Below are 24,982 nucleotides of genomic sequence, written 5' to 3'. Positions count from 1 at the left end.
TATTCGCAAGCGAAACTCAACGCCGTAGCCAGGCGACTAAACGAGCGCCCTCGCAAGACGTTGAACTTCGATACGCCGGCTGAAAGGTTTCACCAGTACGTTGCATCGACCGGTTGAATCCGCGAGATACAGCCGCCGTTCGCCCGGCATAATCGGCGGACGAACAAAGGGAATAGGCCTGAATCTGCAAGAAGTGAGATAGCTGAGCCAGGTTGGCACGTGGAACCGTTGCAGAGCCTGATCCGTGTCTACCATCGATTCACGAAGGCGGAGCCGCAGTGCCGCGCTGAATCAGTGATATAGGCATCTCCGTACGGCCCGGTTCGGTGCCGTCCTGGAGCCATCGCAATAGAGCTTCCGCAGTTTTCTTGCCCAACAAGCTACTTTCCAACGCTACGGTTGTGAGGCCCGGCGTGACCTCAGCCGAAATCGGCAAGTTATCGCAGCCAACGATCGAAAGCTCGTCAGGTACTTTGAGGTTTAGCGCTGTTGCCTCGAACAGACAGCCGAGCGCTAGGACGTCATTGCCACAAAAGACCGCCGTTGGCCTGGTCGATGCATCGCGAAGTATGTTTCGCAATCCGGTACGGCCTCCGGCAAACGAGTAAGGCTGCTCGCAGGCCGCGCCCGGAATGATTTCGGCACGCAGAGCGCGCAAAGTATTGACGAAGCCTTCAGTGCGTAATCGTGCGCGATCGTTGTTCCGCGAGATACCAGAAATCATGCCGAAGTGCCGATGCCCAAGATCGAACAGGTATCTGGCCGCGAGCGCTCCGATTTCAAAGTTATCGAACCCAATGCAAGGGTAGTCGTTCGACAACGCCCAAGTGATAATAGTCCGCGTGCCCGATTGCCGTAGGACTGAAAGCGTTTCAGGAGCGTGGTCGGCGCCGACAAGAACCATGGCATCGACGGCGCGCTCCGACAATGCACGGACGACATCTATCTCGGTTTGAGGGTCGTAGTTGTGGGAGCCAAGAAGGAGTTGGTAGCCGTTCGCGGCCAACACACCCTGCATCCCCTGGATGGCATGCGAGAAGATGGCGTTGTCCAGAGTGGGCACAACCGCTGCGATGGTGCGGGATCGACCGGAAGCTAACGCCCGGGCAGAAGCGTCGGGGACATATCCCAGTGCCTGAATGGCATGCCGTACGCGCGCCAAAGTATCTTCACGCACCAACGAAGGTGAGGAGAGTGTCCGCGAGACTGTCGCCATGGAGACGCCGGCTAGCCTCGCTACATCTTCAAGTTTCGTTTTAGGCACTTTCATTGCTCCCCGTCCAGTGCCCTATTGTCGCCCATCTCTGCGGGGTGCTGTAGCGACTACAACTCAGGTGCAGACAAACCTCGGGGAAAACCCTTTCTTGCGGTCCGTCGTGTACGAGCTATTCTTTGCATGAAAGCGCTTTCATTCAAAAAAACCACCGGCTTGGGGAGGCGGTCGGAAAAAATGAAAGCGCTTACATCCCTATACCCAACCTGAGGACTTGCAGAAATGATCTCGTATCTGAAAAAAGCGGAAAAGACGCCCCAGACCGAAACGGCGACGGCACAGAAGGTTGTGACAGAGATGCTTGCCGAGATTCAGGCGCGCGGTAAAGACGCCGTGCGTCAGTACGCCAAACAACTGGACGGCTGGAGTGGCGACATTGTGCTTACGCCCGATCAGATCCGAGAGCAGACCAAGGACGTGCCGGCAGGCGTGCGCGCCGACATCGACTTCGCCATTCGGCAGGTCACCGACTTCGCACTGGCGCAGCGCGAATCCCTGAAAGAGTTCTCCGTGGAACTCCATCCGGGCGTCACTGCGGGACAACGCGTGCTGCCAGTCAATGTGGTCGGCTGCTACGCGCCCGCCGGGCGTTATGCGCACATCGCATCAGCGTATATGGGCGTGGCGACGGCCAAGGCTGCCGGTGTCAAGACTGTCGTCGCGTGCTCGAGCCCGTTCCGCGGACAAGGCATCCATCCGCACGTCCTTTACGCCTTCCAGGCGGCAGGCGCGGACGTCATCATGGCACTGGGCGGGGTGCAGGCGATCGCATCCATGGCCTATGGTCTCTTCACTGGCAAGCCGGCCGATGTGGTGGTGGGCCCTGGCAACAAGTTCGTGGCAGAGGCCAAGCGTTCCCTCTACGGCCAAGTCGGCATTGACGTGTTCGCCGGGCCGTCGGAAGTCGCCGTCATCGCCGATGAGACGGCCGACCCGGCCATCGTCGCCAGCGATCTTGTCGGACAAGCCGAGCACGGCCATGAATCGCCTGCCTGGCTGTTCACCACTTCGCGCGATCTGGCCGACCGTGTCATGGCGCTGGTTCCGGAACTGATTGCCAAGCTTCCCCCGACCGCCCGCGATGCAGCCACCGCCGCCTGGAGAGACTACGGCGAGGTGATCCTGTGCGGCACCCGGGAAGAGGTGGTGGAGATCTCCGACCGTTATGCCTCCGAGCATCTGGAAGTCCACACAGCGGATCTCGACTGGTGGCTGGCGAATCTGACCTGCTACGGCTCGCTCTTCCTCGGTGAGGAAACCACCGTGGCGTTCGGCGACAAAACCAGTGGGCCCAACCACGTGCTTCCGACCAAGGGCGCCGCGCGTTACTCCGGCGGACTGTCCGTGCACAAGTTCATGAAGACGCTGACGTGGCAACAAATGACGCGTGAAGCGACCCGCCAGATCGGCCAGGTGACAGCTCGCATCTCGCGGCTCGAAGGCATGGAAGCGCACGCCCGTACCGCGGATGACCGCATGGCGAAGTACTTCCCGAACGCGTCCTTCGAAATGGGCACGCCGGTGGAGGTGTAACGATGACCGGACTGCAAAATGCAGGGAGGCTTGTGCCTGATCTTTCAGGACGGCAGGCGCTCGTGACAGGTGGCAGCTCCGGGATCGGAGAGGCCATTGCCACCGCGATGGGCCAGGCTGGCGCGCGAGTGATTCTCGCGGCGAGACGCCAGTCCCAGCTCGATGCTGCGGCATCCCGCCTCGACGCCATGGGAATCGCAGTCGATACACACGTATTTGACGTATCCGATCTCGATGCCATTCCGGCTGCAGCAGACGCTCTGCAACAGCAACATGGCACGATCGATATCCTCGTCAATGCGGCGGGAATGAACCTGCGTGAAACGTATGCAAGCGTCACGCCGTCTTCGTGGCGGCTTCAACTCGATACCCATCTCGGTGCGCCATTCTTCCTGACGCAGGCGCTGGCACCCGCGATGCAGACTCAGGGGTGGGGACGCATACTGAATATCGCTTCCCTGCAGTCATACCGTGCCTTCGCCAATAGCGCGCCGTATGGCGCGGCAAAAGGCGGCATCGTCCAACTCACGCGAGCGATTGCCGAAGAGTGGTCTCGACACGGGATCACATGCAACGCCATTGGTCCGGGCTTCTTCCCGACAGCGCTGACCGGTCCTGTGTTCGCGGATGCCGGTCTTACGGAGTATCACGCCAGCCGTACTTGTATCGGGCGCAACGGCGAGCTTGCGGACCTGCACGGGTTGGTCGCCTTCCTGGCTAGCGACATGGCAGCGTACATCACCGGCCAGACCTTCATGGTGGACGGAGGCTACACGGCGCGGTAAGTAAAGCGGTAACCCACAAGGGCAGCGCGCGGCAAAAGTCCTCACCGCTGCCCGTACCCAAAATAGCGCCTCTGAGGCGCAACCACGGGACAAGACGAATTAGGAGACAAGCATGACGAAGCAGGCAACGGCGGCGCAGTCCGCACAGGACGCGGCGCGAAAACTGCGGCAGGTTGTTACGTCGAGCACGATTGGCGCGATGGTTGAGTGGTACGACTTTTTCCTTTACGGGGTGGTAGCCGGCCTTGTGTTCAACAAGCTGTATTTCCCTTCAGCGGATCCCGTGGTAGGCACGCTGCTCGCCTATGCAACCTTCGCGGCGGGCTTTGTGGCGCGGCCACTCGGGGGCGTGATCTTCGGACACTTCGGCGATACCCTCGGTCGCAAGCGCATGCTGGTGCTGACGCTGATGATCATGGGTGTCGCGACTACCGCCATTGGCCTGATTCCCACCTATCAGCAGATTGGTGTCTGGGCGCCGATCCTGCTGCTGGTATGTCGGGTTGCGCAGGGGATTGGCCTCGGTGGCGAGTGGGGCGGCGCGGTACTGATGACCTTCGAGAGCGCGCCAAGCCACCGTCGCGGATTCTTTGCGAGTCTGCCGCAGACTGGCATGTCCCTCGGGCTGGTACTGGCAAGCGGTGTCATTGCAATCTTGTCACTGCTGTTGTCAGATAAGGACTTCCTCGCATGGGGCTGGCGCATTGCTTTCATGCTTAGCGCAGTGATGGTCTTGATCGGTTCGTACATGCGCTCACATGTGGAGGAATCCCCGGAATTCGCGGCTGCCCAACATGACCACGAAGAAGCCCCCGGACTTCCATTCCTGGCCATGCTTCGTCGCTATCCCGCCGTTGTGCTTGCCTGCATGGGCGCTCGCTTCATCGATGGCGTCTTCTTCAATGTGTTTGGTGTGTTCTCGCTGGCCTACCTCACGCAGACGTTGAAGCTCTCCCGTGATCAAGCGTTGCTGGGCGTGCTGATCGGTGCCGGTGTGATGACGTTCTTCATTCCGCTGTGGGGCGCCGTGTCCGACCGTGTCGGGCGGCCCATCGTCTACGGTACTGGCGCGCTGCTCGCAGGTCTTTCGGCCTTCCCTGCATTCTGGCTGATGCAACATTCCGGGGGCAATGTGCTGCTGGTGTGGGCGGCGATCATCATTCCGTTCGGTATCTTTCACGCGGCGGTATTCGGCACGATGTCGTCGATGTTCTCAGAAGTGTTCGATCCTCGCGTTCGTTATACCGGCATTTCCTTTGTCTATCAGTTTGCCGGGGTGTTTGCGGGAGGTCTGACGCCGATCATCGCCACCTGGCTTAACGCCAAGGCGGACGGGGAGCCCTGGTATCTGTGCGCATACGTGCTGGGAGTCGGCATCATGAGCGCCGCCTGCACGATGTGGATTGCCTTTCGGTCGGCGCACGCCAACCGCGTAAGCCTGGCGCCGTCGAAGGTCCATGGCTAACGCGCTGCTTCGCTTCATCACCTGCATTAACACCCGATTCAGGATTAGGTACACCCATGAAAGCCATCGTCTATACCCAACCGGACGCCGTCGAGGTACTGGACCGAGACATGCCGGACCTGGAGCCAGGTGAGATTCTGTTGCGCATCGATGCCAGCGGCATTTGCGGCTCGGATCTCCACGCCTACCATGGTCACGATCCCCGTCGCAAGCCAGGGCTGGTGCTCGGCCATGAGTTTGCGGGTACTGTCATTGCCTCTTCCGATGAAGCTCGCATGCCCGTCGGTCAGCGTGTGACAGCGAACCCACTCGTTACATGCGGTCACTGTGACTACTGCCTCCAGGGACGTGACAATCTCTGCGCCAATCGCGGCATGGTTGGCATGAACCGGCCCGGCGCGCTGTCGGAGTATCTTGCGATCCCGATTCGCTGCGCAATTCCGATTCCTGACACGCTGCCGAGCGTCAGCGCAGCGCTGACCGAGCCAGCGGCTACCGCGCTTCATGCCGTCAACCTCACGATGCGAGCGATGAGTCGGCCCTTGCCGGAGGTGAGCGTGCTGATCATCGGCGGCGGAGCAATTGGCATGCTGACCGCTGCCCTAGTGACGTCTTACGGCTGCAAACGTGTCTGCGTCGCAGAGACCAATGCCCTCCGACAGGCGTCGGTAAGCCGGCATCTTGGATGCGAGGTGATCGATCCAACGGTCAGTCCGCCACCCGAATCCGCGTTCGACGTTGTCATTGATGCGGTTGGTGCCGCTCCAACCCGGAACCTTGCCATTGCCGCGACGCGACCTGGGGGTGTTGTCATGCATATCGGCTTGCAGGCGTGGTCGAGCGAGATCGATATGCGCAAACTGACCCTTGCCGAGTTGACGCTGCTGGGAACTTACACCTACACGATGTCCGACATGCACGCCACAGTTCGGGCACTGGAGCAAGGCAATTTTGGCTCGCTGGAGTGGGTAGAGACCCGTTCCTTGGCAGATGGCCCGGCCGCCTTTGCTGATCTCGCTGCGGGTCGTGTGGCGGCGGGGAAGGTTGTATTGATTCCTGAGCTCGCCTAAGACGGCACCCAACCCGTAACGACATACGCAACAGTAATTTTTTTACCCAGCCAACTCATATATATGAGCTAGTTTACATGGATGAGTTGGCTACCTAATATTTATTTCATCGACGACCGACACGAAGGAGACAAAGATGATTCACGTAGTACTGCATGACGCCAAGGACACCGTCGCGGTGGCTGTGGTCGAGGGGATTGAGCCGGGCACCAAGCTGAACGCCTGGATCATGGACGAGGACAAGGTCATCACCGTTACCGCGCTCCAGCCGATCCCCATCGGCCACAAGGTTGCGCTGCGCGACATGGACGTGAACGAGACGGTTTACAAGTACGGCATTGACATCGGCAAGGTTGTCGCGCCGATTAAGGCTGGTGAACACGCTCACGTTCACAACATCAAGACCAAGCGCTGGTAAGCAGTACCACCGCATCCCTCCGAATCCACCTTTAATCAAAGCATCCGAGGACCACGTCATGTCCGTTATTGACCAAAACACCACTTTCTGGGGCTACCGCCGCGACAACGGTCGCGTGGGCGTTCGCAACCACGTCATCATCCTTCCGCTGGATGACCTGTCCAATGCCGCCGCCGAAGCCGTCGCTGTTGCCATCAAGGGCACGATGGCTATCCCTCATCCGTACGGCCGCCTGCAGTTCGGTCCGGACCTCGATCTGCACTTCCGCACCTTGATTGGCGCGGGCAGCAACCCGAACGTTGCTGCGGTAGTAGTGATCGGTATCGAAGACGGGTGGACGAAGAAAGTCGTTGATGGCATCGCCAAGACCGGCAAACCGGTGGTTGGCTTTGGCATCGAGGGCCACGGCGACCACGAAACCATCATGCGGGCGTCGAAAGCGGCGAAGGAATTCGTGCAATACGCCACGACGCTGCAACGCGTGGAGTGCCCGATCAGCGAACTGTGGGTGTCGACCAAGTGCGGCGAGTCGGACACCACTTCCGGTTGCGGTGCCAACCCGACCGTCGGCAATGCCTTTGACAAGCTCCATCCGCTTGGTACCACGCTGGTGTTCGGCGAGACCTCGGAGCTGACTGGCGGCGAGCACATCGTCGCCGCCCGTTGCGCCAACGATGACGTGCGCAATAAGTTCATGGAAATGTTCGAGCGCTACCAGGGCATGATCGACCGCTGGAAGACCTCGGACCTGTCCGAGTCCCAGCCGACCAAGGGAAATATTGCCGGCGGCCTGACCACCATCGAAGAGAAAGCGCTCGGCAACATCCAGAAGATCGGTAAGAAGTGCACCGTCGATGGCGTATTGGATAAGGCCGAAGAGCCGACCCATCCGGGCCTCTGGTTCATGGACTCATCATCAGCCGCAGCCGAAATGGTCACGCTCTGCGCCGCCGCCGGCTACGTCGTCCACTTCTTCCCGACCGGCCAAGGCAACGTGATTGGCAACCCAATCGTCCCCGTGATCAAGCTGTGCGCCAACCCGCGTACGGTGCGTCTCATGAGCGAGCACATGGACGTGGACTGCTCGGGGCTGCTGCAACGCGAACAGACGCTGGACCAGACTGGCGACAAGCTGCTCGAGTGCATGCTGGAGACTGTCAATGGCCGCTGGACCGCGGCCGAAGCGCTCGGCCACCGTGAGTTCGTGCTGACCCGCATCCACGAGTCCGCGTAACGCAGCCGCCTGCATCAGTGAAGATGTGAATCCCTTCGCAGGGCAGGCGCTGACGCCCCGCTTCGACTTACGAACGAGCCAAGCAAATCCGGCAAGCACAACAGCCTGACCGAGATTCCTAATGGCGCCCGGGCGCTGATCGTTGTATGGCCTCCCAGCTAGATGCCGGGCTGCTGTCTGCGCGGGAGCACACACGGTAGTCGGTCTTTCGGCGTCAGGGACTGTATCGATGTCGACGCCGGCCGCCAGCCGTGGTGCTCCGCAAGACTTACTGGTCGAGGAAGCTTCGCTAGGCATGAACGCGGAAGATCCTAGGCACGCACCGAAGATTGGTGATGGAAGAGTAACGCAGAGCGGCCTCGAAGCTCCCGATAAGCTATGAGCGTTAGCTCGTGGGTTTAGGCGGGCTGTCGATGTCGAGTGCTGAAGTTTCCCATTCCAAATGGGCCTGCGACAGACGGGCTGATGACAACAATGGAGACGGAACAATGGATCGACGCTTGACCTGCAGCGGGCGCAGGCGCTTTTCCTGCGCCCTCTCTGCCTTGACTGCGGCAATAGCCCTGTCTGGGTTGAGTCCTATTAGGGCCGCGGCACAAAGAAATGCCGCGACAAACTACCCGGAAAAGCCCATACGGTATGTCGTTCCATTCGCGGCCGGCGGACTCACCGATCTCATCGCGCGCCTGGTAGGCCAGCAATTAGCGGAGGAGTGGAAGAAGCCGATCATTGTCGACAACAAGCCGGGAGGCAACGCGAACATCGGCGCAGACCAGGGAGCCAAGGCGCCTCCGGACGGCTACACATGGCTTGCAGTGACGCTAACACACGCGGCGAATGTCACGCTGTTTCCCACGCTGCCGTTCAATATGCAGAAGGATCTGGTGCCAGTGGTGCGCGTGGCATCGTCCCCCATGGTTGTCGTGGTGCCGGCAAATTCGCCGATCACATCGCTGAAAGACTTGGCCGTCGGGGCTCAGAAATCGCGGCTGAATGCTGGCTCCAGCGGGAACGGAACGCCACCGCACTTAACCCTCGCGCTGTTCGAAAGCCAGAGCAAGACGAGCTTCACCCATGTGCCATACAAGGGCGGTGCGCCGTCGATGACGGATCTGATCGGCGGCCAGATCGACGTGGTCTTCTCCAATTTCCCAGAGTCGCTGGCATTTGTGAAGTCTGGCAAGCTGCGCGCATTGGCGGTGACCACGCGCGAGCGTCATCCGCTGCTGCCTGATGTGCCAGCCGTAGCTGAGGCAGGCTATCCGGACTTGATTGTCGAAAACTGGACCGGTTTGATGATGCCCGCGGGTACGCCTCGCACTATTGTCGACAAGGTTGCCACCTCCGTCTCCCGCATGTTGGCATCTGAAACCGTACGCAATCGTATTATCGCGGCGGGCTTTACGCCGGCACCTCAGGACGGGCCGCCGTTCGCTGAGTACTTTAGCTCGGAAGTGACGCGGTGGGCAAAGCTCATTAAAGAGAAGCACATAAGAGTTGAGTGAAAGGCAAGTCGCCGGTAACTAAGGAGCAAGGCTGGCCGGGAAGCCGGTCTGTTGCTGAGGCTTAACGTAATCACGACAGGAAATTAACGTGCACATCGGCATCCCGCAGGAAACACGAGTCGGCGAGACTCGAATCGCCGCCACCCCGGAGACGGTGAAGATGTATGTCGCACAGGGCCACAAGGTCACAGTGCAGTCCGGCGCCGGCTTGCGCGCCAGCTTGCCCGACGGCACCTACGAAAGCGCTGGCGCCCACATCGGCACGGCGGCCCAAGCCTTCGGCGCGGAACTCGTTCTGAAGGTCCGCTCGCCGGACGAAGACGAACTGGCGCAGATGAAGCCGGGTGCCGTGCTGGTGGGCATGCTCAATCCGTTCGATGCCGAAAACAAGGCGCGCATGGCGGCTGCCGGCATCACGGCATTCGCGCTCGAAGCTGCGCCGCGCACCACGCGCGCGCAGAGCATGGACGTGCTCTCCTCGCAGGCCAATATCGCAGGCTACAAGGCCGTGCTTGTGGCCGCGCACTACTACCAGCGCTTCATGCCGATGCTGATGACCGCCGCGGGCACCGTAAAGGCGGCGCGCGTGCTGATCCTCGGCGCCGGCGTGGCCGGCCTGCAGGCCATCGCCACGGCCAAACGCCTGGGCGCGGTGATCGAGGCGTCCGACGTGCGCCCGGCGGTGAAGGAGCAGATCGAATCGCTCGGCGGCAAGTTCCTGGACGTGCCGTTCATCACCGATGAAGAGCGCGAAATCGCGCAGGGCGTGGGCGGCTATGCCCGGCCGATGCCGCCGGACTGGATGCGCCGCCAGGCCGAATTGGTGCACGAGCGCGCCAGGCAGGCCGACATCATCATCACCACCGCGCTGATCCCCGGTCGCCAGGCACCCGTGCTGCTGCAGGAAGCGACCGTGCGGGAGATGAAACCGGGCTCGGTGGTGGTGGATCTCGCGGCCGCGCAAGGCGGCAACTGCCCGCTGACCGTGGCCGATGAAGTGGTCGAGCGCCATGGGGTGACCTTCGTCGGTCACACCAACCTGGCCAGCATGGTCGCGGCCGACGCCTCGGCGCTCTATGCCCGCAACGTGCTGGACTTTCTCAAGCTGGTCATCGACAAGGAGGGCCAGTTCACGCTGAACCTCGAAGATGACATCGTCGCCGCCTGCCTGATGACACGGCGGGAAGAAGAGGCATTGGCCTGTTAAGGAGAGTTCGATGGAAATGGTGAACCACACGGTGATCAATCTGATCATCTTCGTGCTGGCGATCTACGTGGGCTACCACGTGGTCTGGACAGTCACGCCCGCCCTGCATACGCCGCTGATGGCGGTAACCAATGCGATCTCGGCCATCATCATCGTCGGCGCCATGCTGGCGGCCGGCCTGACCGAAGGCGGCGTGGGCCGCACCATGGGCACGCTGGCCGTGGCACTGGCCGCGGTCAATGTGTTCGGCGGCTTCCTGGTCACGCAGCGCATGCTCGAGATGTTCCGCAAGAAGGCGCCCAAGGTGAAAGCCGAAGGCAACGCGAAGGCCCCGCATGCCGGCGGCGAACTGGTGGAGATGCCGCGATGAATGCCCTGTTCATGAATATGGTGACACTGTTCTACCTGGGTGCGTCGGTCTGCTTCATCCAGGCATTGAAGGGCCTGTCGCATCCGGCTTCGGCCCGCAAGGGGAACGCCTTCGGTATGATCGGTATGGCGGTAGCAGCGCTTACCACGGTGGCGCTGATCGCCAAGCTCAAGAGCGAGTTCCTCGCGGCTGGCGCTGGCACGGGTGCAGGTTCCGGCCTGGCGCTGATTCTCGCGGGGCTGGTCGTTGGCGGCGGCATCGGCGCCTATGTGGCGAAGAAGGTCGAGATGACCAAGATGCCCGAACTGGTCGCGGCCATGCACTCGCTGATCGGCATGGCCGCGGTGTGCATCGCGGTGGCAGCCGTGGCGGAGCCAGCAGCCTTTGGCATCGCGGCGGCGGGCTCACACGAGATCCCGATGGGCAACCGTATCGAGCTGTTCATCGGCTGCTTCGTCGGCGCCATCACTTTCTCCGGTTCGGTGATCGCGTTCGGCAAGCTGGCCGGGCGCTACAAGTTCCGCCTGTTCCAGGGTGCACCGGTCGTGTTCGCGGGCCAGCACATGCTGAACCTGGCGCTGGCCGTCGCCATGGTCGGCTTCGGCATCGCGTTCTTCATGACGCAGGAATGGCTGCCGTTCCTGGTCATGCTGGCCATCGCCTTCGTGCTGGGCGTGCTGATCATCATTCCGATCGGCGGCGCCGACATGCCGGTGGTGGTGTCGATGCTGAACTCCTACTCGGGCTGGGCGGCGGCGGGCATCGGCTTCTCGCTGAACAACCCGATGCTGATCATCGCCGGCTCGCTGGTGGGTTCGTCCGGTGCCATCCTCTCGTACATCATGTGCAAGGCGATGAACCGCTCGTTCTTCAACGTGATCCTGGGCGGCTTCGGCGGTGACGGGGCGGCAGCCGGCGCAGTCGGCGCACAGGCCCAGCGCAACGTGAAGTCCGGCTCCGCCGACGACGCAGCGTTCCTGATGGGCAATGCCGAGACGGTCATTATCGTGCCGGGCTACGGTCTGGCCGTCGCCCGTGCCCAGCACGCGCTGAAGGAACTGACGGAGAAGCTGCACGAAAAGGGCGTGACCGTGAAGTACGCGATCCACCCGGTGGCGGGCCGCATGCCGGGCCACATGAACGTGCTGCTGGCCGAAGCCGAAGTGCCCTACGACCAGGTCTTCGAAATGGAAGACATCAACAGCGAGTTCGGCCAGGCCGACGTGGTGCTGGTGCTGGGCGCCAACGACGTGGTGAACCCGGCGGCCAAGACTGATCCGAGGTCGCCGATCGCGGGCATGCCGATCCTGGAGGCGTACAAGGCCAAGACCATCATCGTGAACAAGCGGTCGATGGCCGCCGGCTACGCCGGGCTGGACAACGAACTGTTCTATATGGACAAGACCATGATGGTGTTCGGCGACGCCAAGAAGGTGGTCGAGGACATGTTTAAGGCAGTGGCAGATCGTCCGTAGCGTCGGGCACGATCGTGTCGCCCAAGACATTGGCAACGGCAGCCGCCCATTGGTCTATAAAGGTGGCCGAATACTCGATGCCTTCGCGCTCGGCTAGCTCGGCGACGTAGTCAGCGGTCTTCGTCACATGTGGACCAGTTAGAGGCAGGGGCGACAGGCCATGTCCCGTCGCCTTTTATGCCATGGCCGAAGTCGCAAATAGGGATTCAATCACACGTGGCGACGCCAAGTCTTCGTCGAATAGGGGGCCTGTCGCTGGTTGCGGCAGCTCAGGAAAGCGCTCGTTCGCCGAGCGTAGATCGCTGGCTGTCAGTGGCCGAACTCAGTCTGAAAGTGGGCGCCGGTTCTCGCCTTTTGACCTCTCTCCAGCGCCGATGGTCGGCTCCAGATCACGGACTGACGTTTCCACGCAAAAGAGCCATTTGATGCGTTTACTTGGAAACTTCACATCGAAGCCAGCGGAAGGGGGGCTGGCGCCCGCCGCCCATCTTGCCGGCAGCGGAATGGCCACGACTTCGGGCATCGTCGGCGGTAAGTGACCCTTTGTGTCCATGATCCAGTTATGGCGAATTATGGCGCTGGAATAATTATTGTCCGCCCATAATTTGCACATCATGTGAAATGATGTGTAGGGGACACCTTGTGCTCGCGAATGGCCGCAAACGGAGCCTTCAGTCGGAACCAGCCAGGGCCCCCCCGGTCTTTTCCGTTCCGTTGTGTGGTTGGGCGGCAAGGAAATGATGGGCGGCGCTGAACCCCCATCAATCCCGCTGTCGGGATGGGGCCAAGTCGAATGTCCCGTGTTAGCCGATGAGCTTTCGATCCGTGAGGGGGCGGCCGTACCCGACCCCTATGCGCCGTTCGAATCTTCCTCAACACGATGACGGCTATTCGAGTCCAACGGTCATCCGCCCTAATGCTGCTTCGGCAGACGATCGCCATTTCAGTCATTCGGCAATCAGCGCGTCAACGGCAGAAAAGAATCGGAGCAGCTTCACAGGTTGCCATGCCTACGGCCGCTTACCACCGCGGATTTAGCCGACCACCATCCGAAATTACTCTGTTTTCATACTTGTCCGGCGCCATCACCCGGCCACTGGCTCCATTTCCGCCCTGAGCCCCTCCGTAAGGCCGCCCAATACATGACCCGAAGTTCCGAAGACAACTCTGCCTCTTCGATCCTGCATCCAGGGAGGAAGCCGCTCGAGTCAATGCCAATTTCCACCGCCGCAGCTAGACAGATCACCATGCGCCTCGGGCACGCTGAACGCATCTCCGCGCGATAGAGCAAGAGCAGCGCGGCCTGGTAGCCGATACCGTGACGCCTGGACAGATGCTGTGCCTGCCGTGCGGTAGCACCGCGCCAGTCACGCATCTCGCGCAAGATGTCGCCAAGGCGGTCGATCAACCGGTCTTCGCTGCCGATGCGATACCGGACACGAGTTTTCTGCTCCGCCACGACCGGGCGCTCACGGATATCTCGAATGTGAAGAGCAGGCTCGGCGGGCCACCGAAACACATTCACGGGAGAACTCACGCCGGTATGTGGCCGGGCCAGGGAGCGCCGGAGCTTGCTCGTTGCCTGAGGAGGAACTTCTGGATCTTGCCGGTCGACGTCCTGGGAAGGTGGCCGATGACCACCTTCTTCGGCGCCTTGAAGTGCGCCAAGTGGGCACGGCAATGTTCGATCAGTTCGCGCTCGCCGACCCTGGCGCCATCGACGACTTCGACAAAGGCGCATGGCGTCTCTCCCCAACGCTCGTCCGGCTGGGCGACGACGGCTGCCACGCGCACCGCGGGGTGCCGGTAGAGCACCTCCTCCACCTCCAGCGAGTTGATATTCTCTCCGCCGGAAATGATGACGTCCTTGGAACGGTCCCGGATCTGTACATAGCCATCCGGGCAGACGACTGCGAGGTCTCCCGAGTGGAACCAGCCGCCGGCAAAAGCTTCCGCCGTGGCCTCCGGGTTCTTCAGGTAGCCCTTCATCGTCATGTTGCCGCGGAACATGACTTCGCCGATGGTCTTCGCGTCCCACGGCACCGGCACAAGGGTTTCGGGATCCAGCACGGCCATGCCTTCCTGCGCAGTGTAGCGGACGCCCTGCCGTCCTTTCCGTTCCGCCAGCGCATCGATGCCGAGGTCGTCCCATTCGGGCTGCTCCACGCAAACCGCCGCAGGGCCGTAGACCTCGGTCAGCCCGTAGATCTGAGTGATCCTGATCCCCATGCGCAACAGGCCCTCGATCACCGGCATCGGCGGCGGCGCGCCGCCGATGAGTCCGTGGACCGGATGGTCGATGCCCGCCTTCCACGCTTCAGGTGCGTGGGCAAGCATCGCATGCACGATCGGCGCTCCGCAGTAATGCGTGACCTGGTGCTCGCGAATCGCATCGAGCACGGCGGCAGCATCCACCCGCCGCAGGCAGATACTGGTACCGGCGTTGGCCGCCAGCGTCCAGGCGAAGCACCAGCCATTGCAGTGGAACAGCGGCAGCGTCCACAGGAAGACGGCGTGCCGGGGCATGCCCCAGTCGAGCATGTTCGACAGCGCAGCCAGATAGGCGCCGCGATGGTGGTAGACCACGCCCTTGGGGTTGCCCGTGGTGCCGGACGTATAGTTGAGGGCGATGGCCTGCCATTCGTCGACGGGCTCGCCGCCCTCCCAGTGCGGATCGCCCCCGGCCAGGAAGCCCTCGTATTCGATCTCCGCCAGCCTGCGGCCTCCTTCGACGGCGGGATCGATGATGTCAATCACCAGCGGCTTGTCGTCGAGCAGTGCCAGTGCGGCTTGGACTACGTCAGCGTACTCCGTGTCGGTGACCAGCACCTTCGCATCCGCGTGCCTGAGCATAAAGGCGATGGCGGCCGCGTCCAGGCGCACGTTCAGCGTGTTCAGCATGGCGCCGCTCATGGGCACGCCGAAATGCATCTCCAGCATCTCCGGCGTGTTGGCGGCCATCACGGCCACCGTATCGCCAGTCCTGACGCCGGCGGCCACAAGCGCCGACGCGAGGCGGCGGCTGCGGTCCAGCATTGCCCGCCAACTCGTGCGGCGCTCGCCGTAGGCGATGGCTGTACGCTCAGGGTAGACCTCGGCCGTCCTGCGCAGGAAGGAGATCGGCGTCAGGGGCACGAAGTTGACCGGGCTGCGCTCCAACCCATCCGCGTTGTGTTCGACCTGTTCCATGGATTGCCTCACTGGCTGCAGCCGTGCGTCATTGCATTACGTCGCGGGAGATGATCATCCGTTGGATCTCGGAGGTCCCCTCGACGATCTCGAGCACCTTGGCATCCCCGAACGCGCGCGATACCGCGTACTCCGTCATGATCCCGTTGCCGCCGTGGATCTGCACGGCTTGGTGAGCCGCCTCCATGGCCTTCTCGGTAGCGAAAAGCTTTGCCATCGAGGCCTGCCGATCGTAGGGCCGGCCCTCGTCCTTGGCCACCGCAGCGTCGTACAGCATCAGGCGGGCAGCGTGCGCGTGGGTCGCCATGTCGGCCAGCTTGAACTGCAGCGACTGGAACTGGTTGAGCGTCTTGCCGAACGCTGTGCGCTCGCTCATGTAGCGGACGGAGCGTTCCAGCGAGCCCTGCAGGATGCCCAGGCCCAGCGTTCCGATCAGGATGCGGCCGGTGCTCACCTGTGACAGGGTCTGCCTGAGGCCGACCCCGACCTCGCCGAGCAGGTGGTCGGCAGGAATGGCGCAGTCCTCGAAGAACAGCTCGAATGTGGTCGATCCGCGCCAGCCGATCTTGTGCAGCTTCTTGCCATGGCTGAAGCCGGGCGTGCCGTTCGGCACGATGAAGTTCGAAATCTCCTTGCGGCCGTCGGGCCGGGTTCCCGTCACCGCCGCGATGACGATCGGGCCGGTGATCTCGGAACCCGAGTTACTGATGAAGGTCTTGGCGCCATTGATGACCCAGCAGCCATCCTTCAGCACGGCTCGGGTCTGGATGTTGGCGGCGTCGGAGCCGGCGTTCGGCTCTGTCAGGCCGATGCAGCCGACCTGCGTGCCCGTCAGGATCGGCCGCAGGAAGCGCGCCTTCTGGCTGTCGGTGCCGTAGTTGTTGAGCAGGCTGGCCGCCGTCGAGTTGGCCATGATGGCCACTGCCACGGCGCAATCGACGCGGGCGATCTCTTCCAGCGCAATGGCGAAGCCAAGCCAGTCGCCGCCGCTACCTCCCCAGGCTTCGGGGTACGGCAGCCCGATATAGCCCAGTTCGCCGGCCCGGCGCCAGATCTCGTAGGGAAAACTCTCCTCTTCCCACAACCGGTGGGCGACCGGTGCGATCTCTTCCTCGGCGAAGCGGCGCACAGCCTCGCGGATCATCTCGTGGTGTTCTGCGACGTAAGCCATCGTCGTCCTCCTCAATACGATTCTTGCAGCATCGCCAGGTAGTCATCGACCGTGGCAGTGCGGGGATTGGTGGCGTGGCAGTGGTCCTTCGTGGCGGCGACCGCGATGTTCTCCAGCACGTCACGCGGCACACCCATGGCGCCGAGACCAGCCGGCAAGCCAAGACGGGCGTTGAGTTCGCTGATGGCCAGAGCCGGGTCCGCGCCGACGGGCAGGCCCATGGCCTGCACCAGTGCGGCCTGCTTGGCTTCGGTCGCCGGCTTGTTGAAGCGCAGCACGGCCGGCAGCAGCACGGCGTTCAGCGTGCCGTGGTGCAACGAGACGCCGGGCACCGCGCCCAGCGGGTGCGACAGGGCATGCACCGCGCCCAGCCCCTTCTGGAAGGCCAGCGCGCCTTCCATGGCGGCCATCATCATGTTCCAGCGCGCGTCGCGGTCGCAGCCGTCGGCGGTGGCCTTGCCGATATTGGCCACGCCGCGGCACAGGCCGTCCAGGGCGATCGCCTCGGCGGGCGGGTTGATGGCCGGCGCCAGGAAGGTCTCGATGCAGTGGGCGATGGCGTCCATGCCGGTCGCGGCGGTCAGGGCCGGAGGCAATCCCAGCGTGAGTTCGGGGTCGCAGATGGCGAGCTTCGGCAGCAGGAACGGACTAAGCAGGCCGAGCTTGCGGCCGGACTCCATGACGATGACAGCGCCCCGGCCCACTTCGCTACCGGTACCCGCAGTCGTCGGGATGGCCACCAGCGGGGCGACCCGGCTGGTGATCCGGCTCGCGCCGCCCTCCACCGCCGCGTAGGTCTGCAGCGGTGCCGGGTGGGTCGCCAGCAGCGCGGTGGCCTTGCCCAGGTCGATGGGCGACCCGCCGCCCACGGCCACGATGCCGTCGCAGCCATTGCCGAGGTAAAGGCCGGTCGCGGCGGACACGGCGGCTTCCGTCGGGTTGGATGGGGTGTCCTCGAAGACAGTGGGCGTGCAATCTGGGCCCAGGGCGTCGAGCACCTTGTCGGCGATACCGGCGGCGCGGATGCCCCGGTCGGTGACGATCAGCGGTCGCTGGATGCCCAGGCGCTGCAGCTCGGCCCCCAGCATCCGGATGGCGCCGAAGTCGATGTGAACGGTAGTCAGGTAGTTGATGACAGCCATGTTTTCCTCGTAGATATGTCGATGCGTCAAGCGCGGAATAGCGTTGAGTCCATGCGCGGAAGCGGCTCCGCCACGCGCACCGGCGGGAAGGCCATCAGGTCTAGCACCTGCGACCTGATGTCAATACCGGGCGCAACCTCCTCCAGCACCAGTCCATCTGGCGCCACCGAGAAGACTGCGCGCTCGGTGATGACCTTGGCCTCCTGGCCGCGCTCGGCCACGTTGCGCCCGAGCGGATAGGTGATCTCGTCCACGCGCTCGACGAACTTGCGCACGCTCCCCTCACGCCCGACCGACAGGAAACCGTCGGTGGTGTCGGCGGCGAGGCCGCCGGTGGTGAAGGTGCCGGTGAACAGCAGCTTGCGCGCGTTGTAGGCGATGTCGATGAAGCCGCCCGGCCCCGGATTGGCCGCGCCGAAGCGGCTGACGTTGATGTTCCCGGCCCGGTCGAACTGGGCAAAGGCCAGCGCCGCCATCGGGCAGTTGCCGCCGTCAATGAAGTCGAACTGCGAGGGGCCGTCGATCAAGGCCTCCGGATACTTGTTGGCGGAGAATTGCCAACCGCTCATCACGACGCCGCCGAAGGGGCCGTGCTCGGTGGTAAAGCTGTAGCGATGCAGGCCGCCGTCGGCGAACAGGCCGTCTTCCATCATCACCGTGGGCACGTCGGACGAAGCGCCGAAGCCGAAGATGCTGACCTCGCCGGGCCTGATTTCCCGGGCCGCCCGCCGAGCGATCACCTTGTCGGCGCCGGGCGTCAGGCGGTCCGAGGCGCGACCGTCGAAAAGCTGGCCGCCCAGATAGGCATCGTCGTACCGGATGTCGGTGGTCATCATGGCGTCGGGTTCCACCACGACGCGATCCACCAGCACGCCGGGAATCCGCACCGCATGCGCCGGCCGGGCGTGGCGCGGCACCAGCTTGCGCACCTGTGCGATCACGGTGCCGCCTGACGCCTTCACCGCCAGCGCCATGGCCAGCGCGCACGACGTGATCGGCTCGTCCTCGAAGCTCAGGTTGCCGTGCTCGTCGGCGCTGGTGGCACGCAGGAACGCCACGTCGAGCGGCCAGCTCGGATAGAACAGGTATTCCTTGCCGTCCAGCTCCTGCATCCGCACCAGGTCCTCGGTGGCGCGCGCCGTGTACTTGCCGCCCTGCTGGCGCGGATCGATGTAGGAGCCGAGGCCGATGCGGGTCAGATAGCCTGGGCTGTGCCGGGCGACCTCGCGCAGCCAGTGCATGGTGGCGCCGATCGGCCAGCAGTAGGCTTCCACCCGATTCTCGCGGATCAGGCGCATGAACTCGGGGCGCTCGCCGGTGGCCGGATTCACCGCATTGGTAAAGTTGCCCGACACGATCCGCTTCATCAGCCCTTCGACGGCCACGTGATCCATGCCGCGGATGCCCATGCCGTCGCCGACACTGACCGGGAAGAAGAAGGTCAGGTCACGAGGCGATCCAGTCTCATGGAAGCGTTGCGCCAGCGCCTGGAACAACGCGTCCGGCGTCAGCCAGCCGATCACGCCGACGCTGCCCACGCTCTGTCCGGGCCGGATATCCGAAACGGCCTGCGCCGCAGTACAGATCTTGCTCATGCGATCTCTCACCTTTCTCGCCGCTCGCCGCCCGGGCTCAGGCCTGGAAATGGATGATGTGGGTACCGACGCAGACCGTCTCGCCCCGCTGGTTGAGTAGCGTGGCCTCAGCCCACAGGCGCTTCTTCTCGTCGTCGGCGCGGGCAATGCGGTAGTTCACGGTGAGGGTGTCTCCGATGCGAACGGGCTTGGTGAAGCGCACGTTGTCGTAACCGTAGGAGACCGCCGGGCGCTTGATCATGTCGAGATACTTGGTCACGGCGCCGGCGATGAAACCGACCATCATGGCGCCCTGCGCGATGCGGCCGCCGAAGCCCATGCGCTTGCAGTATTCTTCGTCCATGTGATTGGGGTGGTTGTCACCGCTGATGCCGGCGAAGGCATAGATGTCGTACTCGCCGAGGGTGCGCGTGTAGCTGGTGTGCGTGCCAATAAGGGTGGATACGTTGCCTTCGTGCGGGATCTTGATGTCGGACACTTGGTTTCTCCGGGAGTGGGTTGGGTTCAGACCTGGGTGGCGTCAATCCTGCCCGCGAGGATGAGCAGAGATTCGAAGAGAAAGTAGTCGCCCCAGACCAGCTCGTTATCCATGGCGACGCCATTGCGCTTGTTGAAGCAGCCGCCGGTGAGGATGCCCGCCTGCCGTTCATCACCTGGGCTGACCGGGGTTAGGAAGCGGATCACGAGTTGCTCGATGCTCTCGACGGCGACCTGGCGGTAGACCGCCGCACGCTCCGGGATGAGCGCAGCCAGTTTGAGCAAGCTGGCTGCGGCGATGGCGGTGGCCGAGGTGTCGCGGTTAGTGTGCGGGATGGCGGGATCGTCGAAATCCCAGAAGGCCACACAGTCGGCGGGGAGGTGCGCGACCCACCAATCGGCCACGCGGATCGCGTCGGATTTGAACGCCTGCTCGCCGCACGACAGCGCCTGTGCGAGGCCGAGCATGCCCCACGCCTGGGCGCGGGCCCAGGTGCTGCTGTCATGAATGCCCTTGTGCGTGTAGCGCTTCACGAGCGAACCATCGGCAGCATTGAATGTGGCGGACTGGCAAACCGAGCCATCCTCCCGCACGCATAAGGCAATGTGCTGGCGCAGGTGCTGGCGGCCGATCTCGCCCGTGCCGAGCGCGGCGTCGTGCCGCAGCAGCAGCGCCACGGTGCCCGGAATCGCATCGATGTTGACCTCGCACGCCCCCACGCTGGAAGCCTCCTCAGCCTCGGTGCCGAGCGGGATCAGGCGGGCTGCTTCGCTGTACATTTCCGCCAGGCCACGCGAGCCGGCGAGGGCGAGCCCCGCGGCCTGCGGATCGGCCAGCAGCGAGCCGCCGAGTTGCGCGCCGTACCAGAAGAGGAACCCTTTGAACACCGACTTCGACGCCACCCGCGGCGCCAGCCGTGCGGACCACATGCGGGCGCTGTCGCGGTACTTCTGCTCGCCAGTGCGCAAGGCAGCCAGCCACAGCATCCCGACCCAGAACCCGCCGGTCCAGTCGCCGGCCGGGGTGCGTGTCCAGGTGCCGTCGGCCGGATTGCCATAGTGCGGAAAGCCCACCTCGTCCTGCGCGATCGTCGCATCGATGCGTTGCAGGCTGCGATCGAGCGCATCATCAATCAGTCTGGAATCCATATGTTTGTCTCCATGCGTACATTGGCTTGTCCGGTCTCCGGTGCCAGCCTTGCGAACCGACTGGGGTGGCGTGCGGAGCGGGGTATGCATGGGATCCTAGGGATTGCGCAAACTAGTGTCCAATATATAATTAATCGATCTTTTATACTCAATGGATATAGTGATGGACCTTCGCCACCTGCGGTACTTCATCGCCATCGCTGAGGAACTTAATTTCACGAGAGCGGCCGAGCGACTGCACATCGCCCAGCCTCCGCTGAGCATGCAGATCCGCCAACTCGAGGAGGAGATGGATGTCACACTGCTAAATCGCACGCGTCGGCATGTGGAGTTGACGGAAGCGGGTCGCATTTTCCTTGAGCAAGCGCGGCAGATCCTGCGAGCTACCGAGAGGGCAGTCGTGCAGGCGCAACGCGCGCATCGCGGCGAGACGGGTCGGCTGACCGTCGGCTTCTTCGAACACACGTCCTACACGCTGCTGCCGCCCATCCTGCGCGCCTACCGAGAACGTTTTCCTTCCGTCGAAATCCTGCTGCGCTGGTTTCCGGTCGTCAAACAGGCGGAAGCTCTGCGCCGGGGTGACGCGGATATTTCCTTCATGCGGCCGGTGCCGGACCTTGAGGAAGTGACATGGGAGACCATCCTGGAAGAGCCGTTCGTGCTGGCCGTGCCGGCAAGACACCCGTTGGCGAACGCTGAGTCGATTTCTCTGAAGAAATGCGCGCAGGAGCCCTTCGTGATGTACATACCGGAGATGGCGCCGGACTTCCACGCCATGAACATGCGCATGTGCGCGTCGGCGGGTTTTGTACCGAAGGTCATCTCGGAAGTGGGGCAGGTCTATACGCTACTCGGCCTGGTCAGCTCCGGTGCGGGCATCGGCTTCGTGCCAGCGTCAGTCCGGAAGGTGAAGTTCGACCACGTGGTTTACAAGCCGATCGAAGGCCGGCAGCCGACAATCGAGATCATGCTCGGCTATAGCCAGCGCACCCCAACGCCGCTCATGACGGCGTTCATCGAGACGGCCAAAAGCATGCTGTGAGGGTTCCCCCGACCTCGCCCGCTGCAACATGGGCAAGGTGGAGGATGGCGCGGGTGTTCAGTCGCGACGGGAGGTCGGCGACAGGCTACCGTCGACGTGGCGGTCGAGCGCCAGTGGGTTGAAGTCGGCCAGCGCGGCCGGCAACAGGCTGGATGGGAAGTTCTGATAGCACACTGGGCGCAGGAACCGCTCGATGGCGGCACTGCCGACCGACGTGCTGCGCCCATCGGACGTGGCCGGGAACGGTCCGCCGTGGACCATGGCGTGGCTCACTTCCACGCCGGTCGGGAAGCCGTTTACCAGGATTCGGCCCGCCCGGTCTTCCAGCCGCGGCAGCAGTTCGGCCGCGAGAGCTTCGTCCGCTGGCGCCATCTGCAGCGTGGCGGTCAGTTGCCCTTCCAGCCCGTCGAGCACCGCCGCCACATCCGCCGCCGAGCGGCATCTGACGATCAGCGAGCAGGGACCGAATATCTCCTCACCCAGTTCCGGAAACGCCAGAAAGCTGGCCGCGTCGGTGGCGAACAAATGGGCCGTCGCCGCGCACGCGTCGCTGCTGCTCTCGCCGGTGGCCACGCTTCGGACTGCCTCATGCGCCCGCAGGCGCGCCACCCCGGCGGCGTAGGCGCGGCCGATGCCGGGCGTCAGCATCGTACCCGCCGGCTTGCCTTGTACGGTCCGCCCGGCTTCGGCCTCGAAGCGATCACAGTCGTCCCCTTCCAGCGCGATCACCAAACCGGGGTTGGTGCAAAACTGGCCGACGCCCATCACGAGCGAATCGACGAATTCCCGCGCGATGCCTTCGGCACGATCTACCAGCGCATGTGGCAGCAGGAGCACCGGGTTGACGCTGCTCATTTCGGCGTAGACCGGAATCGGCACCGGCCTGGCCATTGCCTGCCGCAAGAGCGCGAGGCCACCGGCCCGGGAGCCGGTGAAGCCGACTGCCCGGATGGCGGGATGCCCGACGAGCGCCTGTCCTACGTCATTGCCAACGCCAAAGAGCAGCGAGAACGTCCCCTCCGGCATCCCGTATTCGGCCACCGCCGCCTGGATGACCCGGCCGACCAGTTCGGAAGTGCCGGGATGCGCGGGGTGGGCTTTGACGACCACCGGGCAGCCCGCCGCGAGGGCCGACGCCGTGTCGCCACCGGCCACCGAGAACGCCAGCGGGAAATTGCTGGCGCCGAAGACGGCCACCGGGCCCAGCGGGACGTTGCGTCGGCGCAGGTCGGGGCGCGGCAGCGGCGTGCGATAGGGCAAGGGCGTATCCAACGTCGCCCCATGCCAGTGCCCGGCCCGTACAACCCCTGCGAACAGCCGCAACTGGCCCGCCGTGCGCGCCTGCTCGCCCTGCAGACGCGCTCGCGGCAGAGCCGTCTCGGCCATGGCGCGCTCGATGAGGGCGTCGCCGAGGCCTTCGATGCCGGTGGCGATTGCTTCCAGGAAGCTGGCGCGGGTCTCGGGCGTCGTCTCGCGATACCTCGCAAAGCTGCTCGCAGCCAGGCGGCAGGCCCGATCGACGTCGGCGGGGCCGGCGCCGCCGAACGCGGGCTCGATGTCGGCGGCAAGCGCCGGAGAAAACGCCTTGAACGCGCCAGCGGTGCCGCTGACGCTGCTCTGCCCGATCAGCATATGTCCGGTGATCCTCATGACGCCTTCTTCCCAATGAGCGGGCAGCCACCTTCTTCCATCGGCCGGAACGCCTCGGTGGCGGGAATGGTGGCGATGAGCTTGTAGAAGTCGCCCGCGTACTTCGATTCCGACGGCTTCTTCACCTCGAAAAGATAGAGCGGGTGGATCTTCCGGCCGTCTTCGCGGATGCTGCCCTTGCCGAACAGCTTGTCGTCGGTGGGCATCGCCTTCATCTTCGCGACCACGGCAGCGCCGTCGCCGTCCGCCTTCATCGCCGCCACTGCCTTCAGGTAGTGGATCACCGCCGAGTACGTGCCCGCCTGCGCCATGGTTGGAAACTTGCCGTTGTTGGCGGCGGCGAATTCCTTGCCGAACTTGCGGTTCTCATCGGTCATGTCCCAGTACCAGGTCTCGCTCAGCAAAAGGCCTTGGGCGGCTTTGAGGCCGAGCGCCTGGACATCGCTGCTGAAGACGAGCAGGCCTGCCAGCTTCTGACCGCCGGCGGTCACGCCGAACTCGGCGGCCTGCTTGACCGCGCCGATGGTGTCCCCCCCGGCGTTGGCCAGGCCCACTACCTGCGCCTTGGAGGCCTGAGCCTGAAGCAGGTAGGAGGAGAAATCGTTGCCCGGGAAAGGATGCCGGACCTTGCCGAGGACCTTGCCACCGTTCTTGACGACAACGGCCTCGGTGTCGCGTTCGAGCGAGTGGCCGAAGGCGTAGTCAGCAGTCACGAAGAACCAACTCTTGCCACCAGACTTGACAACCGCCTTACCAGTCCCATTCGCCAGTGCCCACGTGTCGTAGGCCCAGTGGATCGCATTGGGCGTGCAGGCTTTGCCGGTGAGGTCGGAGGTGCCGCCGCCGGTGACAATCATCACCTTGTTCTTCTCCTTGGCCACCTGGTTGACCGCCAGGACGACCGACGAGGTCGGCACGTCGACGATAGCGTCCACCTTGTCCACGTCGAACCAGCGGCGGGCGATGCTCGCCCCGACGTCCGGCTTATTCTGGTGGTCGGCGGCCACGATCTCCACCTTCAGACCATGCTTCTCGGGCGCAAAGTCCTGGACTGCCTTCTTCGCGGCCCAGACCGAACCGGGACCAGCCAGCCCGGCATAAACGCCGGTCTGATCGTTGAGCACGCCGATCCGGACCACGCCGTCCGTGATCTCGGCCTGCGCCGTCGAGGCCGTCAGCAGCGCGGCGAGCGAAAGCAGCTTGATGCGATTGTTCATCATGTGTCTCCTCTA

Annotated in this window: 21 protein-coding genes and 1 pseudogene; 12 read left to right on the top strand and 10 right to left on the bottom strand. The window is 63.4% G+C overall.

Going from position 1 to position 24,982, the window contains the following annotated elements; translation table 11 throughout:
* A pseudogene (locus ACIGJG_RS32680) lies at positions 1-117 on the top strand (IS30 family transposase); the annotation flags it as partial.
* A 142-nt stretch (positions 118-259) separates the two neighbouring features.
* Here ACIGJG_RS32680 and ACIGJG_RS32675 read toward each other — a convergent pair.
* Positions 260-1,270, bottom strand: a complete 1,011-nt coding sequence (locus tag ACIGJG_RS32675; RefSeq protein WP_483674147.1) for a LacI family DNA-binding transcriptional regulator — start codon at positions 1,268-1,270, stop codon at positions 260-262.
* 225 nt (positions 1,271-1,495) lie between these two features.
* Between ACIGJG_RS32675 and hpsN the strand changes: the two genes are divergently transcribed.
* The 10 genes from hpsN to ACIGJG_RS32625 all read left to right on the top strand — a co-directional run bounded on the left by hpsN (position 1,496) and on the right by ACIGJG_RS32625 (position 12,335).
* Positions 1,496-2,806 carry a sulfopropanediol 3-dehydrogenase gene (gene hpsN, locus ACIGJG_RS32670; protein ID WP_011295860.1) on the top strand — a complete coding sequence of 437 codons (1,311 nt, stop codon included), beginning with the start codon at positions 1,496-1,498 and terminating at the stop codon, positions 2,804-2,806.
* A gap of 2 nt (positions 2,807-2,808) precedes the next feature.
* A complete protein-coding gene (gene hpsO / locus ACIGJG_RS32665; RefSeq protein ID WP_011295859.1) occupies positions 2,809-3,591 on the top strand; it encodes a (S)-sulfopropanediol 2-dehydrogenase HpsO in 783 nt (260 codons plus the stop codon).
* 112 nt (positions 3,592-3,703) lie between these two features.
* Positions 3,704-5,056, top strand: coding sequence for an MFS transporter (locus ACIGJG_RS32660; RefSeq protein ID WP_220632193.1), 1,353 nt, complete (start codon positions 3,704-3,706; stop codon positions 5,054-5,056).
* 56 nt (positions 5,057-5,112) lie between these two features.
* On the top strand, positions 5,113-6,126 hold the full coding sequence (locus ACIGJG_RS32655; RefSeq protein ID WP_011295857.1) for a galactitol-1-phosphate 5-dehydrogenase: 1,014 nt from the start codon (positions 5,113-5,115) through the stop codon (positions 6,124-6,126).
* A 136-nt stretch (positions 6,127-6,262) separates the two neighbouring features.
* On the top strand, positions 6,263-6,544 hold the full coding sequence (locus ACIGJG_RS32650; protein ID WP_011295856.1) for a UxaA family hydrolase: 282 nt from the start codon (positions 6,263-6,265) through the stop codon (positions 6,542-6,544).
* 58 nt (positions 6,545-6,602) lie between these two features.
* Positions 6,603-7,778 carry a UxaA family hydrolase gene (locus tag ACIGJG_RS32645; RefSeq protein ID WP_011295855.1) on the top strand — a complete coding sequence of 392 codons (1,176 nt, stop codon included), beginning with the start codon at positions 6,603-6,605 and terminating at the stop codon, positions 7,776-7,778.
* Between the two features lie 488 nt (positions 7,779-8,266).
* Positions 8,267-9,283: a Bug family tripartite tricarboxylate transporter substrate binding protein gene (locus ACIGJG_RS32640; protein ID WP_483674146.1), complete on the top strand. Its 1,017-nt coding sequence runs from the start codon at positions 8,267-8,269 to the stop codon at positions 9,281-9,283.
* Positions 9,284-9,371: 88 nt separating this feature from the next.
* The gene (locus tag ACIGJG_RS32635; RefSeq protein WP_220632195.1) at positions 9,372-10,490 is read left to right on the top strand and encodes a Re/Si-specific NAD(P)(+) transhydrogenase subunit alpha; all 1,119 of its coding nucleotides are present in this window, start codon (positions 9,372-9,374) and stop codon (positions 10,488-10,490) included.
* Positions 10,491-10,500: 10 nt separating this feature from the next.
* Positions 10,501-10,860 carry an NAD(P) transhydrogenase subunit alpha part 2 gene (locus tag ACIGJG_RS32630; RefSeq protein ID WP_011295852.1) on the top strand — a complete coding sequence of 120 codons (360 nt, stop codon included), beginning with the start codon at positions 10,501-10,503 and terminating at the stop codon, positions 10,858-10,860.
* Positions 10,857-12,335: an NAD(P)(+) transhydrogenase (Re/Si-specific) subunit beta gene (locus tag ACIGJG_RS32625; protein ID WP_220632196.1), complete on the top strand. Its 1,479-nt coding sequence runs from the start codon at positions 10,857-10,859 to the stop codon at positions 12,333-12,335. Before ACIGJG_RS32630 ends, ACIGJG_RS32625 begins: the two co-directional genes overlap by 4 nt.
* On the opposite strand, the gene ACIGJG_RS32620 is transcribed toward ACIGJG_RS32625, so the two are convergent.
* The 7 genes from ACIGJG_RS32620 to ACIGJG_RS32590 form a co-directional block, all read right to left on the bottom strand.
* Positions 12,310-12,462: a hypothetical protein gene (locus ACIGJG_RS32620; RefSeq protein WP_166487195.1), complete on the bottom strand. Its 153-nt coding sequence runs from the start codon at positions 12,460-12,462 to the stop codon at positions 12,310-12,312. The two genes, ACIGJG_RS32625 and ACIGJG_RS32620, sit on opposite strands and share 26 nt — an antisense overlap.
* Before the next feature lie 1,406 nt (positions 12,463-13,868).
* Positions 13,869-15,524 (bottom strand): acyl-CoA synthetase, encoded by a 1,656-nt coding sequence (locus ACIGJG_RS32615; protein WP_011296165.1) that lies wholly within the window; start codon positions 15,522-15,524, stop codon positions 13,869-13,871.
* Positions 15,525-15,552: 28 nt separating this feature from the next.
* Positions 15,553-16,695: an acyl-CoA dehydrogenase family protein gene (locus tag ACIGJG_RS32610; RefSeq protein ID WP_011296166.1), complete on the bottom strand. Its 1,143-nt coding sequence runs from the start codon at positions 16,693-16,695 to the stop codon at positions 15,553-15,555.
* A gap of 11 nt (positions 16,696-16,706) precedes the next feature.
* Entirely contained in the window at positions 16,707-17,837 is a 1,131-nt protein-coding gene (locus ACIGJG_RS32605) for an iron-containing alcohol dehydrogenase (RefSeq protein ID WP_220632197.1), read from the bottom strand.
* A 26-nt stretch (positions 17,838-17,863) separates the two neighbouring features.
* Positions 17,864-19,432, bottom strand: a complete 1,569-nt coding sequence (locus tag ACIGJG_RS32600) for an acyl CoA:acetate/3-ketoacid CoA transferase (RefSeq protein ID WP_011296168.1) — start codon at positions 19,430-19,432, stop codon at positions 17,864-17,866.
* Between the two features lie 37 nt (positions 19,433-19,469).
* Positions 19,470-19,910, bottom strand: coding sequence for a MaoC family dehydratase (locus ACIGJG_RS32595; protein WP_011296169.1), 441 nt, complete (start codon positions 19,908-19,910; stop codon positions 19,470-19,472).
* A gap of 26 nt (positions 19,911-19,936) precedes the next feature.
* Positions 19,937-21,058, bottom strand: a complete 1,122-nt coding sequence (locus tag ACIGJG_RS32590; RefSeq protein WP_011296170.1) for a glycoside hydrolase family 88 protein — start codon at positions 21,056-21,058, stop codon at positions 19,937-19,939.
* A 163-nt stretch (positions 21,059-21,221) separates the two neighbouring features.
* Here ACIGJG_RS32590 and ACIGJG_RS32585 point away from each other — a divergent pair, with 163 nt between their 5' ends.
* The gene (locus ACIGJG_RS32585; RefSeq protein ID WP_041680795.1) at positions 21,222-22,100 is read left to right on the top strand and encodes a LysR substrate-binding domain-containing protein; all 879 of its coding nucleotides are present in this window, start codon (positions 21,222-21,224) and stop codon (positions 22,098-22,100) included.
* A gap of 57 nt (positions 22,101-22,157) precedes the next feature.
* Here the strand turns inward: ACIGJG_RS32585 and ACIGJG_RS32580 are convergent, their stop codons facing one another.
* Positions 22,158-23,750 carry an aldehyde dehydrogenase (NADP(+)) gene (locus tag ACIGJG_RS32580; protein WP_011296172.1) on the bottom strand — a complete coding sequence of 531 codons (1,593 nt, stop codon included), beginning with the start codon at positions 23,748-23,750 and terminating at the stop codon, positions 22,158-22,160.
* A complete protein-coding gene (locus tag ACIGJG_RS32575) occupies positions 23,747-24,967 on the bottom strand; it encodes an ABC transporter substrate-binding protein (RefSeq protein ID WP_041680896.1) in 1,221 nt (406 codons plus the stop codon). The genes ACIGJG_RS32580 and ACIGJG_RS32575 overlap by 4 nt, the downstream gene beginning before the upstream one ends.
* Positions 24,968-24,982 lie beyond the last annotated feature (15 nt).

Source organism: Cupriavidus sp. C1SS-2L, assembly GCF_057073735.1.
Note: the sequence above shows the minus strand (reverse complement) of the source record. Positions and strands in the feature narration are given on the sequence as shown.

Bases quoted from the DNA above. Each gene is read 5' to 3' on its own strand.
- ACIGJG_RS32645 (WP_011295855.1), top strand. From the start codon at position 6,603: ATGTCCGTTATTGACCAAAACACCACTTTCTGGGGCTACCGCCGCGAC.
- ACIGJG_RS32640 (WP_483674146.1), top strand. From the start codon at position 8,267: ATGGATCGACGCTTGACCTGCAGCGGGCGCAGGCGCTTTTCCTGCGCC.
- ACIGJG_RS32600 (WP_011296168.1), bottom strand. From the start codon at position 19,432: ATGAGCAAGATCTGTACTGCGGCGCAGGCCGTTTCGGATATCCGGCCC.
- hpsO (WP_011295859.1), top strand. From the start codon at position 2,809: ATGACCGGACTGCAAAATGCAGGGAGGCTTGTGCCTGATCTTTCAGGA.
- ACIGJG_RS32655 (WP_011295857.1), top strand. From the start codon at position 5,113: ATGAAAGCCATCGTCTATACCCAACCGGACGCCGTCGAGGTACTGGAC.
- ACIGJG_RS32605 (WP_220632197.1), bottom strand. From the start codon at position 17,837: ATGGCTGTCATCAACTACCTGACTACCGTTCACATCGACTTCGGCGCC.
- ACIGJG_RS32585 (WP_041680795.1), top strand. From the start codon at position 21,222: ATGGACCTTCGCCACCTGCGGTACTTCATCGCCATCGCTGAGGAACTT.
- ACIGJG_RS32660 (WP_220632193.1), top strand. From the start codon at position 3,704: ATGACGAAGCAGGCAACGGCGGCGCAGTCCGCACAGGACGCGGCGCGA.
- ACIGJG_RS32615 (WP_011296165.1), bottom strand. From the start codon at position 15,524: ATGGAACAGGTCGAACACAACGCGGATGGGTTGGAGCGCAGCCCGGTC.
- ACIGJG_RS32630 (WP_011295852.1), top strand. From the start codon at position 10,501: ATGGAAATGGTGAACCACACGGTGATCAATCTGATCATCTTCGTGCTG.
- hpsN (WP_011295860.1), top strand. From the start codon at position 1,496: ATGATCTCGTATCTGAAAAAAGCGGAAAAGACGCCCCAGACCGAAACG.
- ACIGJG_RS32650 (WP_011295856.1), top strand. From the start codon at position 6,263: ATGATTCACGTAGTACTGCATGACGCCAAGGACACCGTCGCGGTGGCT.
- ACIGJG_RS32580 (WP_011296172.1), bottom strand. From the start codon at position 23,750: ATGAGGATCACCGGACATATGCTGATCGGGCAGAGCAGCGTCAGCGGC.
- ACIGJG_RS32625 (WP_220632196.1), top strand. From the start codon at position 10,857: ATGAATGCCCTGTTCATGAATATGGTGACACTGTTCTACCTGGGTGCG.
- ACIGJG_RS32675 (WP_483674147.1), bottom strand. From the start codon at position 1,270: ATGAAAGTGCCTAAAACGAAACTTGAAGATGTAGCGAGGCTAGCCGGC.
- ACIGJG_RS32590 (WP_011296170.1), bottom strand. From the start codon at position 21,058: ATGGATTCCAGACTGATTGATGATGCGCTCGATCGCAGCCTGCAACGC.
- ACIGJG_RS32575 (WP_041680896.1), bottom strand. From the start codon at position 24,967: ATGAACAATCGCATCAAGCTGCTTTCGCTCGCCGCGCTGCTGACGGCC.
- ACIGJG_RS32610 (WP_011296166.1), bottom strand. From the start codon at position 16,695: ATGGCTTACGTCGCAGAACACCACGAGATGATCCGCGAGGCTGTGCGC.